Below are 13,098 nucleotides of genomic sequence, written 5' to 3'. Positions count from 1 at the left end.
GCAACCACGTGGTCGTGATCGCCCTCACGCCAATAAACACTTTTGTGTCGATCTAATGGTTGCCTGAGGAGGTTGCATGGTGAGGCTCGCGCCTGAAAACCGTAAAAAGCTTCGTGAATTGTTGAAAGCTTACGATCAAAGGATGTGGTTTCTCGTTTCGTATGCTCGAGAAGCTGAACTACTGAAATATGATCCAGAGTATGCGACCACCAACGAAAGCATTCGGCGCCTTGGTGCCACAGCTCTGAGAGAGCTTCAAACTCAGATACTGGCCAACGATCTTGAGATCCCAGTCTTTGCAAAAGCAATTGAGGCTGGCGAGTTGAATCTCAAAAAGATAATCGCCCACCAACCCAGGGGTGATGTCCGGTGGCATCTCAACAACGCGCGCCACGAAGTGCTGAATGAGATGAGGAAGGATTGGGCGAATGTACGTATCACCATCCGATACATCCACCCCGATGCATGAGCAAGTGTTCGTATGCTGCCTGCGAGATGGTCAGCGATGATCAAATCGCACCCGTCGCTTGTGGCTGAATCTGCGAAACGTCTGCCCTTACCACGATCAGCAGAAGAGCTGTTGCAACCCGTTTAGGCGAAACCTTAAGCCTGCGCGGGTTGATCTCTCAAGGCGGGGTATTTCGTCGACGCATTCAGATTGCCTAACGCTGAATCTCGAATTTCACGGTTATCACCTGAAATAAACCTTTTTTATCAATAACTTAAAGAATCTTACCCCCGTGACGATAAACCCATAGAATCATCACGTGGAGAGAAATTATATGGCCAGTAAGCTTACCCCTGAGGATCACCTTAACGATTTTGGGGGCAGGATCGCGGACGCGTTCCAATGGGTCGGTCAGCAACTGGCTAGCCAGTGGGCTCTCAGCATCCTCACGCTGGTCGCGACAGCAGGGTCTACGGTGGCAGCATTCTTCACATGGGAAGCGGCGCTTACCGCCAATAGTGTGTCTTCAGCGTCGCAGGCTTTCGCCCAAAAGGTCTACAACGACCAGATCGCGATGGGTCATCCCTCTATTTCAGTTTTGTCGGGGGAGACGACCATCTCTGCCGTCACATTGGACAGCCGTCAAGAGCAACCGCCGGAGTTTACCGCCACTGTGGTTCTGAGGAACTCTGGGCAACGTGACTCGCCTCGAGTATGGGTGACACTAGCATCCGAGTCTTCTATTGGGGAGCAGACTTCTGCAGTGCTGGTAAGCCTGCCCAAGGACATAGATGTACCGGTGCGATTTAATCTCAACTCTCAGCCCCAAACCCGCCGCAGTGAAAGCGGGTGGTTTGCCGCGGTAATCTACGAGGATGAACGCCCTTCGCCCATGAGCGCCCCAGGCACAGCATCCGCCCCGGCGCAGATGAATTTGGTGTGTTCGAAGCCTACGGTCTATAAAATGAACACTTGGCCTAAAGACCCCAGCCAAAACTTAGCGGTACGTGTGTTCTCCTTGGGCTCGCCGGTTGTAGCTAACCCTAACCCACAGGATCCATTTGAGCGCTCCACGGCCTCGAGAATCAAGGCAACGAGCGACCGCGTGCTTCAATCCGCTCGTGCCGAGGGGGCCTGCAACTAGGTATCGAGACATCTTTCCGTCACGGAATGAGCCCGATGAGCTACATCCCTTGCAAGATCATCACTTCTTGCAGGGGGAATCAGGCTGACCAAGATCATTCCTGACAGCCGTCGGTGCTTTTACTGGGCGTGACGCAGTGGCATCATTGGCGCACTCACCCCCTCTCAGGATGGATATCACGTGCAAAAGTGGGTGTCCAATGGACGAAGTGCTGTTCGTTGCCAACCATGCATTCGACTGCTGAGGCGCCAAGGCTGCTGGCATGCGCAGCGCATTCATCGATCGTCGGAATCGCCCGTTCGGCGGCACTCCTCACCAACCAGACATCTGGGTCAAAGACATGAAGTCCTGGCAGATGCGATGGTTGATTATGCCTACCAGAGCCACTGAATCGAGAAGGCATGCCCCAGGGCATGCCTTTTTTGTGTTTGCTCCAAAAAATTCTAAGCTTTTTGGCCAGCTCAACAGGAATTGTACCGCCCCATTTGTTTCGTCTTGACACATGCCAGCAGATTCAAAATAGTGGCATTTCGATGGCGTTGTTCAATTGAGTATCCACCCTTCCACATATTGGTACCAGGACGTCCGTATGCAGAACACACCGATGCCTCTATCCTCTGGCTCCCGTTGGTTGAGATGGGATCCCCATCTACACGCCCCAGGAACGTTATTCAACGATCAGTTCAAAGGCGATTGGGGTGGTTACCTCAAGGCTCTAGAAGAGGCGACGCCCACCCTGAGCGCAATCGCGGTGACTGACTATTACCTGCTTGATACCTACCGGCAGGTGAAAGACCACAAACGTGCAGGCAGACTGCCTAACTGCGACCTTATCTTCCCCAACGTCGAACTGCGCCTCGACGCCGGCACCGCAAAGTCTTGGGTAAATGCCCACCTGCTGGTGTGTCCTGATGATCCAAACCACCTTGAAGAACTTGAGCGGTTTCTGGCCTCACTGACGTTCAAGGCATTCGATGATGAGTTCCCATGTACCCCGAGCGAGATGAAACGGCTAGGCCGGAAGTCCAAGCCTGAGTTGACTGACGACCACGCGGCAACGCGTCACGGGGCGGAACGATTCAAGGTTTCCTTCCAGCAATTGAGGGAAAAGTACAAGCAAAGCCAATGGGCGCAGCAGAATCTGATTTTCGGGGTGGCTGGGAAGCAGAATGATGGTACCGCTGCGCTTCAGGACGGTGCCGATGAAGTACTTCGCCAGGAGATCGAACGCTTTGCGCATGTAATCTTCGCGTCGAATCCAAACCAGCGGGACTACTGGCTCGGTCGAAAAGGTGTTTCGGGTGAGGAGATCATCCGCAGGTACGATGGTTTAAAGCCTTGCTTGCACGGTAGCGATGCGCACCAGACATCTAAAGCAGCTGCGCCAGACGGGAAGCGTTACAGTTGGCTGAAGGGCACGGCTTCGTTTGATACCCTCCGCCAGGCGTGCATCGATCCAGAAGGCCGAGCCTTCGTAGGCGAGGAACCTCCACCCCACGGAAACTCTTCAGAAGTTCTTTCAAAGATCGAGATCAAGAACGCTCCGTGGCTCATCACCCCTAGCCTGGAACTGAACCCAGGCCTAATCGCAGTAATCGGTGCGCGAGGCTCAGGAAAGACGGCCTTAGCCGACGTGCTCGCTGCGGGCTGTGATGCTCATGGTAGTACCATCACCGGTCACTCATTTCTACGAAGAGCCGAGGAACACTTACGAGATGCTTCGGTTGAAGTCTTCTGGTGCAACGGCGACACGCACTCAACGTCGCTCGGGCAGATCGAGGTCGATGACTACGTTTATCCCCGCGCGAGGTACCTCTCTCAACAATTTGTTGAGGAACTGTGCTCCGCAGACGGTATGACTGACGGCTTGCTTATGGAGGTTGAGCGGGTCATCTATGAGTCTCACTCTACCTTGGAACGAGAAGGCGCCGTCAGTTTCACTGATTTGAGAGACCTCCGCTCGGAGCGCCATAGAGAGGGTCGTCGACGTGCTGAGGAATCATTGGAAATCCTTTCCGAACGCATCAATACGGAGCTCGAAAAGCGTAGTCTAGTGCCACAGCTGCAAACCCAAGCCCAAGAGAAAGAGGCGCTTGTGAAGCGGCTGACTGCCGACCGAAGCAGATTGGTGGCTAAAGGAGCGGAGGCGAGAGTCGAGCGTTTGGAGGCTCTCACCAAAGCCTCAGAAAAGGTGAGCGGCTACATCAGATACTACAAAACTCAAGAGCAACAGTTCCTGCTCATGCAGGATGAAATCAGAAACATCAAAGGTGTTGTTGCGCCTAACGACCTGCGAGCGATGCAATCCAAGCATGCGTCAAGCGGGATTGAGGGTGATGACTGGAGCGCGTTCTACAGGGACTTTAACGGGAACGTGGTTGAAATCCTAAGCGCCAGGCTGATTAGCGCCCGCAAGAATAGAGATGCCTGGGTCGGCACCCCTCCTCCAGTTATCGAGGACTTGAATACCCCTTACCTCGAGGATTCGGCAGAGCTTGAAAAGCAAACGCTAGCGCTGCTTGAGGCAGAAATGGGTAGACTCCAGCAGCTCGTCAGCGTGGACAAAGACACTGCCACGAGATTCAGGGAGATATCCCAGAAAATAAAGACGGAAACGGAGCTGCTCAGGGCGAGTACAGAAAAGCTCGTGGATCACCAAGGCGCAGCATCCCGCTTGGAGCAGTTGGTAGCTGAGCGCTATACGACGTACAAAGACGTCTTTTCTGCCCTTGTGTCCGAAGAAACGGTGCTCAACGAGCTCTACTCTCCCATTAAAGAGCGGCTGGACAACTCAGAGGGCACGCTCAGCAAGCTGTCCTTCATGGTTACTCGCACTGTAGACATCGACGCGTGGGCGGATGAAGGCGAAGGGCTTCTGAATCTTACTAAGAAAGGGCCATTCCGCGGCAAGGGTTCGCTCCGTGAAAAGGTGCAGGAAACCCTGTACACCCCATGGAAGACCGGCAGTGATGAAGATGTCCTGGGTGCGCTCAAGGCCTTCATGTCCAGCTTTCAAGCGCAATTGCTCGAGCATGCGCCCGTAGCATCAACAGACCTGACTGAATATCGTAAATGGACAAAAAAACTGGCGAAATGGCTATATGGAACAGATCACATATCGATCAGGTATGCCATTCACTATGATGGGATCGAGATCCAGAAACTATCCCCAGGCACTCGAGGGATAGTGCTACTCCTTCTTTATCTTTCCTTGGACGAAAATGACAGTCGCCCACTGATCATCGATCAGCCAGAGGAAAATCTTGATCCAAAGTCTATTTATAATGATTTGGTTCCATTGTTCATGGAGGCGAAAGCCACTCGTCAAGTAATCATAGTGACACACAATGCTAACTTGGTGGTCAATACCGACGCCGATCAAATAATTATTGCAGAGTGTGGGCCTCATGCGCTCGGTGAGCTTCCACCCATTACTTACACATCGGGAGGCCTAGAGGATCGAGCTATACGCGACCGAGTCTGCGAGATCTTGGAGGGTGGAGAGACCGCGTTCAAGGAACGCGCGAGAAGGCTTCGGGTAAGGCTTTCACGATAATAGCGGCGCAGTAGGTTTTCCGCCAATAAGCCGCCTGGATATCCGGGCGGCTGCACTGGATCAATTGCTTACACTGCTGTTGAGCGCTGAGGCACCTGTTGGTCTGGCACTAGAATTTCTGGAGCTACGCGTGCATCTGCCTCTTTCCAACCTCATTCGTTCCAAGCTCTCCTTCCCATTTGGCTACGACAGCGCATGCGATCGAATTGCCCACGGCATTGGTCGCAGACCTGCCCATGTCCAGGAACGTATCAATGGCCATGACTAAGAGAATGCCTTCCTCGGGCAGTCCGAAGTGAGTCAGGGTGGCCGCAATCACGATCAGCGAAGCACGCGGTACCCCTGAAATAAAACATCTCGACTGAACAACTCGTAGGAAGCGTCGCCTATGAAATAGCTATCACCACTTGGCCGCTGGCCCGCGTGGGCTTCACGTAGGGCTTCAATGGCACTCCCCCAGTTCATGACGGATAAAATGTCATGGGAGGAAAAAATCTTCATTCTTTGTCTGCCTATACCATGTGTGTAGTCCCTATAGGGGCGCACGACCTAACCCGTAAAGTTTACTGAGTTTGCCGGCTAAGCTTCCTTTTCGGCCGAATTGGGAGGATGAATGAGATGATGAGTCCCAAGCAACGTCGTTGCGAACATTAAGTCCGCCGTGTCGCGGATCAGGTACCCGCCACACGCTCGAATATTGCTCCGACCCCATCACGACTTTGGAATATCACCTGGCTAGCTGAAACTACCTTTCCGTCTCCGGAGCTTTTCGCATTGTCAGGGGGCGGGGCCAGCATCGCCGGGGTCTCAGCAACTGCCGGAGCGTTATCAGAAACCAGGTTTTCTAAGGCCTCCTCCAGCACGTCGAGCCTACAGAACGGCTGCATTGTCCAAGCACCTTGATCGCCCAAATCGACAATTCGTCGTTTGCCTGTGTACACGGAACCTAGATCATCGATATCTACTGCACTTCGCCGAGCAGCATCCATTTCGGCTCTCGCTAGCCCCAGAGGGCCACCAATGAAATGGTTGGCCATAGCGTTTAAACCTAAGAGATAGAAAGCGTTGGTGAAATTGATTTTCTGAACAGTTTTTATCGCTTTGCTGGTAGTGCTCACTCGGCTCGAATGCCCAGTGCCCGGAGGAAGAGAAGAGCCTAGAAATCGTCCGTGCGCGGTTACTAGGCCGACACCATTCGGATTTGCCAACGAGGCCGCGATAATGCGCCCCTCGGTAGCCGTGCCACCGCCAGCTAACTTTACTAGTCTGTTTGAGTAGATTTGACGCTTCCACTCATTCTTGGCGATCTGTCGCACTTCCTTCATCGTTCGAACAGACCCCTTAGCATCGACTAAACATACGTTGCTCGAGGAAGCAAACACAAAGTCAGGCGCGGGTGCTTTGGTTTTAGCTTTGGCTGAGCCGGAAGCCTTCGACGTCGATGCTGCGGAGCTTGTGATCAAAACTGCGGGAGTTGTACAGTCCTCCCAATGACCGCACCATGCGTATCCTAGATCTTGCATCTCCAAGTAAGCCAAGGCTGCTCCGATTGTTCCTTTTATACTGGAACCAATGAAGTCTTTGGTATAATTAAAATTGTGATGAAGAAAAATCTTATTAGTAACCTTTGCGCCCGGACTGTAGAGATTAGGTGTCAGATAGCATAAAGCAGCTGCGCCCAGCGCTCGTCCAGCCAGCTGACCTCTTAGTCCAATTTTTTGCCCGAGTATTGATGCGCGGGTTGACGCATAAATAAAAAGCGTTGGATCAATAGCTAGCGGTGGCCCAGTTGGAATAACGGGTTTATCCCATGAAGCCTTCGTTCGGACTTGTTTCAATTTGTAAAGTTCGTAACGTGGAACATCCTTAATTCCGTGGAACCACATTTGGCCGTCTCCAGTCGTTTGCACATGATGATGGAGTGCGACGATATCATGGTGCCACCTCGAGCAGGATCCCTGGCAGCAGCCATGTCGCTTAGATGTTGGTAGCGAAAGCCTCGAGGATGTTATCCGGGTATGGTTTAGTTCGACGTCCCCGCTTGCCTCTTCAATTCGGCAACCTTGAAAGCGATTTCCTCTTTGACGCTCAGAGGGGGGATCTGGATTGGAGGCAAATCCTGGATGCTTTTCAACATGGCCCATGCCGCGAAGTCATGGAAAGGGTTAAGCCCCATCACATTGCCTAACGTTTCATCCGCCTGTAGCTTACTCGAGGCAATTTGCGCAAATCGGCTGACCGCAGCGTCCAGCTGCCAGTCGGAAATGAACAATAGCAGTGCCGAAAACGCCAACAGCGGTTTGACATTTTTCAGCCCATTCAAGGGGTAGTGAGCTTTCGACAATCGTCTCAACGAGCTATGGTTTGAGCACATGAATGCTGCAAGCCGGTTAGTAAGCTGGAAGTGGTTTTGCAGAGCGGTGGGGTCATAGACCGATTTTCCATGGTAGTCAGTGGCCAGCTTTTCGAGGCGCTCAACCATTGCACCTGGGTACAGGCGTTTCTCCCGGATGATGTCTAGCGTAGCGCGATGGCGCTGAGAAACCTCTCGCGTTGCTGCTGCCTCGAAATTAAAACCGGGAATGCCCAGCACCTCTGTCGTCAGCTCAATAGGCACAGCATCCAAATCTTGTGACCATGAGGCATGACGATGCAGTCCATCCAGCCATCCAGGCACTTTGGGATCCAGGGTAATGGTGAACTGCGACTGTAGCTTGGTCTGGAAGAACCACTCGCGCATCCGCCGAATATCCCACTGCGTGAATATCTCTAGCTGAATGCCTTTGCATACGAGCTCCCGTACAACCCTGGAGACGCCATCCTTCGCAGACGAAAACTGGACAAGGTTTTCCGGGATGAACGCAGCTGAGACATTGCCCGAAAAGTCACAGAATGGATGGTGTCCTGCTGAACTATCGCTTTGAGGGAACCGGAAGTAGGCCTGCCGCACATCGTGACCATCGACCTTGGACTTGCTCGCCCTTACAACCTCCGCACCTATGCAGAAGCACGAGGGGCACTCGAGATCCGTCGAACAATGCACCTTCCAGCTTTCCGGAATGGGCGTACTCTTCGACGGCATGACATAACCAGTCTCAGCCCCTAGCTGTGTTAATAGCTGCTGAACGTCCAATTCCATCCGGCGGGATGCGGAAAAAACGGTTAAGGGCATGGCGACTCCATTCACGCGAGGGTTGATCCATCATGCTCGAGCTTAACCACATTTCGCCTACTGCGCTAAGGGTGGAGCTGGCTCACTCGCCACTGCTGATGATCACAGGTCAATAAAACCTTTCGTAGTCGCCTCGGAAATCACCGAGCTCCACCAAACCCTCTAGCACAGCTGCACTCGATGTGAGGAGAGACTGCGTACGCTGAGGGCTATCCCAGCCAGCGGCGCCATGCTTGCCACCATGGAATAGATTGTTGCGAACTGTTTTCACCGTTCGGACAACCTTTGCTAGGTCAGATCTACAGTCTTGAAATCCAACTGGTGCCCACTCCAAAACCAACCCGGCCCCAACCACTTGCCGATCAGGTGGAGCGGCAAGCAGCTCTGCCGCTTCAGCGGTCAGCACGTAGGTTTCGGCATGGCGCTCTACAAATTTGTCCCAACCTGGTTCAGCTTTCTGCCCAGGGATTTCGGATTTTAGGTAACCGTTTTCTTTGAGACAGAACTCAAATCGTGAAAACCAGTAGAAGAAGTCAAACGCGAGCAATGAGAGCTCGGTCGGTATCTCACCTTTACGCATAGCACCCTCTCGAACGGCCTGAGCACAAGGGTGAAGAATAACTCTACGAGCTTGGGCGCGCAGTCACTGGCTGAGCACACAGGAACAAGCCACGCGCCACTTCAGCCTTCGAATCCTTTGGAGGTCAAAGCAGCGAAGCCGCCCGAGGGGCGAAACGCCGAACTGATTGGTGGAATACACCACCCGATGACGTAATGGCTTGCGACCACTCAACCAACTCGCGTGGCCGGCCTTGAACAAAGTGAGGCGTTACCAGGACGTACATCTATGGGCATCAAGATGAGCCAGGCACGAGACCAAAATGGCCATTTTGGGGATGCGGAGACCTATCAGAAAGGGCTAGGTGCAGAACCGCTGGCTGTGGGCATCAACCTCTGCTGGTGTTGATACCTGTAACAAACTCAAGCAGGTCACAAAAGCGACCCGCCCCACTACGATCCAGATGGTAACCTTCGATGCCGGCTACTCGGGGGCCATCAGCATCACATCGCCGGGAGTCTCCGATCATCAAGACGTGAGGCGATCCTGGGAGTTGGCTGGGTGCAACATTGAGCTGGGTGCAGATGTGTTGGTACATGGCCACATCAGGCTTCATCAGCCCAACCTCGGCACTGAGCGCATAGCCATCGAGCCCCGGCAGCAAATTCCGGGCTAACGGGCAATACGGGCCACCCAAGTTCGAGCAAACGCCAATTTTTATTTGGTGGTGTCGCAGCAGAGCGAGCGCCGGCAGCGCATCCTCAAAGAGTGTGATCGATTCAAGTTCGAGCTCTAGGCAGCTCTGGAGCTCAGTGAGTTGAGTGGAGGAAAGTTTGATTCCAAAAAAATCAGCAGCCTCCTGCAACCCACAGGCGTTGGTGATAATCCAGCGCAAATCTCCAGGGGAAGCGGCGCGTCCCTGCTGTGAGCCTAGGCGGAGGAGCCGTCGAAAGGGGTTCTGCCGGTTTCGAATCTCTAAAAGCGTAACGAAGAGATCAAAAATTACTGCTGTCATTTATTGCTCCTCATCGACACGCGGCCTTGGCTCTGCATCGCAGCAGTCCAGCTTGACAGCTACTGTACAATCACTCCAAGCGCGGCGAGCTCGTTTACCAGCGTATCCCGGCGCAGCATCCGGGGGATTTTAAAGAGACTTCTGTATGCATAGAAGAGGCACACAGGCGTAAACAGCAGCCCGATACCAAAAGTCGCTGTTGCGATGATCAAACCCGCAGGAATTGCCGCTACCGCGAAAACAATCCCTTTAAGAATGCTGGATTTAGCAACCTGTCTCAGGTGATCAAGGTCATACTCAACCTTTCCATCTGCCTTTTGGAACGCCACTAGAACGATGGTTTTCTTGTTCAAATGCTTGTAGTACCACGTACGAGGCTTGTCAGTAACAATCGCCCCGTGCCTTTTCAAGTAGTCCAACATGCAAACTTCTTTGAAATAGAAAGTTTTTCCTTCACTGTCTTCGCACCGAACTTGGCTATAGAGCGTATCAATGTCAGCAGAGTTTTTAACATTGTAGTTCTTGACAGTGAGCTCAATTTTTTTCAGATCAGACATGCATTTTCCTTAGTGCACTTTGAAGTGCTACGTGAATACGAGCGCACACGAAGTCGTCCAGCGGATTGGTCAGCGGGATATATAAAGCTCTAAACCCAAGGTACTCGCCGCGCCTTGCCAAGTACTACAGCTTGAAAGCGGCCTTTAGGCTGAGTGAGTCAACCCAATTGGATGCTCACTGCGGCTCGCTGAGCTCGCTAGCGATAACGTAGTAGTCTTTGCCACTTAGGCTGCGCATTAGCTTGAACCCCGCCCTTGTCTCAACCAGCTGAAGTGGAGGGGTAGCAACCGTCATTCCATTCGAGCTCACGTTTGACTGATCGTTGTAAACGAGCGCCGCATAGCTCTGCCCTACCCTTGCTGCGTTGACAAGGTAAGCGTCGACCACCATACCCCAGGAAATGCCCCGCGCCTGAATGACCTCCGAGGGAAGATCCCGATCGAGCTCTATCGGCTCGACGGCGTGGTCAAAAAAGTGCTTCATCGCCGAAGTGGCCATTAGATTTGGATCTCGAAGTAAGGGTCAAAACCAGTGCTCTCTCCAGGGTAGCCACCTGGGTTCGAGACCACCCTGCAGCCGGCTAGCTCAACATCTGTAGCCTCATGCGTGTGACCGAACACCCACACATGGGCCTTCTCGATCAAACGCGGCCAGTCGTTGGTGTACGCTGCAGTAAGATGCCCATCATGCTGCTCACCAATCACCACAGGGGATGGTGAGTGATGGGTCACTACTACCGTTTTGCCGTCAAACGGTCGAGCAAGCTCTTGGGTGAGCCAGTCCCGGGCGATGTGATTCCGGGTAACCAAGTCGTCCAGTCTCAATCGCCTGTAGTTCGAGTCTGCCCTGATGTACTTGAAGTCGTTCATGCCTTGCCTGGCAGCGTTGCTGGCCGCTAACAAATCCCCTGTGACGCTGTAGTCAGTCCACGCAGTAGTACCCAAGATCCTGACGTCACCCAGTATGAGTGCTTCATTCTCTAGCACGTGGACATGGCCGGCCGCAGCGCCCTTCATTTTTTGCAGGGTGCGATCGATGTGACCGTCGTAGTACTCATGGTTCCCTGCGATATACGCGACGTGGCAGGCGAAGGTATCGTTGGCCCACTGGACGCCCCTGGCCTTCTTGTTGATGTCGCCGGCGAGGATCACCAGGTCAACCCCCGCATCGAGGGATGGGGGGGCGAAACGGTGGAACTCGGCGTGGAGGTCTGAATAAATTCTGATTCGCAAACGCTGGCCTTGAGGATTTAGCGGTAAATTGACTGAGGCCGGATCTATAAGCGCGGCAAGCACTAGCGCACTCCAACGTAATGAGCGAGGGCGCCCCATCTTGCCCAGCATGAATGGTTAGGCGACTCCAGTTGCCTTGTGCGCACTATATTGCATGGAGAACAACTGCGCAATATGGCTTTATCCTCGGCTTTGGGTGCTCCAAATGTCGCTGAGAGAACCGTTAGCCGCAGTCTTGAGGCTGTCACGCGCAGCTCGGAACCTGTCCCAAGAAGATTTCCATGGTCGAGTCGAGGCTCGGCAAATGAGTAACATTGAGCACGCCAAGAGCAATCCCACCCTGTCAACGATGGAAGAATTTTCCTCAGTACTCGACATTGATCTTGTCGCTCTACTGGCGGTTGCTTCGTCCTATGCGCGTCACCAAACACCCAAGGAATTCCTGAAAGGAGTGGCAGTCGAGATCGCGAAGCTCGAAAAGCTGGGCGTGCTCGATAAGCTCCATCATGAGTTCGAGGACGGCAAGCTTCACTCCGTGCATCCCCGTATCCGATCTGGGGAGGCCAATCGACAGGCAGTGCTCAAGTACAAGGCTGAAGGAAAAAGTCAGAAAGAGACGGCGGAACTGTTGGGGCTCGACAAGTCGAGGGTTAGCAGATTGTGGAAAGAAGACCATTAAGCGTCCACACGCTTGGAGTAGGTACGCGTGATCATCTGGGCAGCACTAGCAACTACGCAGGATGCTACCTTTTATGGCCCCGTCGGCAGCGGCTCACCGGCTAAAACTTGCGCTACCTCAAGCAGCAACTCATGCACGCGATTCGGCGCTTTCTGACCCAGAACACGATCGATGGAACGAAATCCGTAATCGCCTCGGAGACTATGAGCGCGTTCGGTTAAGCGACCAGCCACTCGTTGACGTATTTCTTGAGAAGGAGCTCCCTCGCTGGCGAGCATCGCGCAGAACTCGACCTTTAGTTTGATCAAACTGCCCTCGGCTTCATCGACGAGTGCCAAAGCTGTCAGCCCTTTCACAACAGACTCCAGAATCTCCCACCCGGTTTCGGGCCTACCACCTTTTTCCCCCACCCTAACAAGAGTCTGCTGGACTTGGTATGGAGGTCATCATCGCCACGCCTTAGGCTTTCCAACGCTGCCTCGAACAGGCATTCGGTTAGCGCGAAGTTCTCAACAAAGGTCACAGAATTCTTGTCTTCTGGAATCCATGAAAGCGTATCGATGAGCCAACCCGCGTGACGTTTCAGTCTATCCTGCAGACGCTCCGGACAAGCAGGAGCATCCGCAAGGGCTCTTAGCAGCGCCGAAATGTCGGTAGCCCAGCCTATAACATCAAATGTGAATTGAGATCGGTGGCTGTACTTCGTTATGGTCTGCTGGCAATGTCGAATTTAGC

The 13,098-nt window shown here is 53.2% G+C and carries 12 protein-coding genes and 1 pseudogene; 4 read left to right on the top strand and 9 right to left on the bottom strand.

Annotation, left to right across the window (positions count from 1 at the left end; genetic code table 11):
- Window positions 1–76: 76 nt before the first annotated feature.
- From FX984_RS02060 to FX984_RS02045, 3 genes are all read left to right on the top strand, one after another.
- Window positions 77–469 (top strand): hypothetical protein, encoded by a 393-nt coding sequence (locus tag FX984_RS02060; protein ID WP_146476361.1) that lies wholly within the window; start codon window positions 77–79, stop codon window positions 467–469.
- Window positions 470–782: 313 nt separating this feature from the next.
- A complete protein-coding gene (locus FX984_RS02055) occupies window positions 783–1,592 on the top strand; it encodes a hypothetical protein (RefSeq protein WP_146476362.1) in 810 nt (269 codons plus the stop codon).
- 589 nt (window positions 1,593–2,181) lie between these two features.
- Window positions 2,182–5,148, top strand: a complete 2,967-nt coding sequence (locus FX984_RS02045; RefSeq protein ID WP_204950462.1) for a TrlF family AAA-like ATPase — start codon at window positions 2,182–2,184, stop codon at window positions 5,146–5,148.
- Window positions 5,149–5,272: 124 nt separating this feature from the next.
- Here FX984_RS02045 and FX984_RS02040 read toward each other — a convergent pair.
- From FX984_RS02040 to FX984_RS02005, 8 genes and pseudogenes are all read right to left on the bottom strand, one after another.
- Window positions 5,273–5,497: pseudogene (locus FX984_RS02040) on the bottom strand (cation:dicarboxylate symporter family transporter); the annotation flags it as partial.
- Window positions 5,498–5,819: 322 nt separating this feature from the next.
- Complete coding sequence (locus FX984_RS02035) at window positions 5,820–7,034, bottom strand: hypothetical protein (RefSeq protein ID WP_146476363.1); 1,215 nt, start codon at window positions 7,032–7,034, stop codon at window positions 5,820–5,822.
- Between the two features lie 137 nt (window positions 7,035–7,171).
- The gene (locus FX984_RS02030; RefSeq protein WP_146476364.1) at window positions 7,172–8,320 is read right to left on the bottom strand and encodes a hypothetical protein; all 1,149 of its coding nucleotides are present in this window, start codon (window positions 8,318–8,320) and stop codon (window positions 7,172–7,174) included.
- A gap of 109 nt (window positions 8,321–8,429) precedes the next feature.
- A complete protein-coding gene (locus FX984_RS02025) occupies window positions 8,430–8,900 on the bottom strand; it encodes a hypothetical protein (protein WP_104443845.1) in 471 nt (156 codons plus the stop codon).
- Between the two features lie 367 nt (window positions 8,901–9,267).
- The gene (locus FX984_RS02020) at window positions 9,268–9,894 is read right to left on the bottom strand and encodes an HAD family hydrolase (protein WP_146476365.1); all 627 of its coding nucleotides are present in this window, start codon (window positions 9,892–9,894) and stop codon (window positions 9,268–9,270) included.
- A gap of 59 nt (window positions 9,895–9,953) precedes the next feature.
- Entirely contained in the window at window positions 9,954–10,451 is a 498-nt protein-coding gene (locus FX984_RS02015; RefSeq protein WP_146476366.1) for a hypothetical protein, read from the bottom strand.
- A gap of 175 nt (window positions 10,452–10,626) precedes the next feature.
- The gene (locus FX984_RS02010) at window positions 10,627–10,950 is read right to left on the bottom strand and encodes a hypothetical protein (RefSeq protein ID WP_146476367.1); all 324 of its coding nucleotides are present in this window, start codon (window positions 10,948–10,950) and stop codon (window positions 10,627–10,629) included.
- The gene (locus FX984_RS02005) at window positions 10,950–11,684 is read right to left on the bottom strand and encodes a metallophosphoesterase family protein (protein WP_146476495.1); all 735 of its coding nucleotides are present in this window, start codon (window positions 11,682–11,684) and stop codon (window positions 10,950–10,952) included. The genes FX984_RS02010 and FX984_RS02005 overlap by 1 nt, the downstream gene beginning before the upstream one ends.
- Window positions 11,685–11,988: 304 nt before the next feature.
- On the opposite strand from FX984_RS02005, the gene FX984_RS02000 reads away from it, so the two are divergent.
- Window positions 11,989–12,363, top strand: a complete 375-nt coding sequence (locus FX984_RS02000; RefSeq protein WP_223841587.1) for a helix-turn-helix domain-containing protein — start codon at window positions 11,989–11,991, stop codon at window positions 12,361–12,363.
- Window positions 12,364–12,434: 71 nt separating this feature from the next.
- On the opposite strand, the gene FX984_RS01995 is transcribed toward FX984_RS02000, so the two are convergent.
- Window positions 12,435–12,719 carry a hypothetical protein gene (locus FX984_RS01995; protein ID WP_146476369.1) on the bottom strand — a complete coding sequence of 95 codons (285 nt, stop codon included), beginning with the start codon at window positions 12,717–12,719 and terminating at the stop codon, window positions 12,435–12,437.
- Window positions 12,720–13,098 lie beyond the last annotated feature (379 nt).

Origin of the sequence: Pseudomonas marginalis, assembly GCF_008692035.1 — a bacterium.
Taxonomy (GTDB): domain Bacteria; phylum Pseudomonadota; class Gammaproteobacteria; order Pseudomonadales; family Pseudomonadaceae; genus Aquipseudomonas; species Aquipseudomonas marginalis.
Note: the sequence above shows the minus strand (reverse complement) of the source record. Positions and strands in the feature narration are given on the sequence as shown.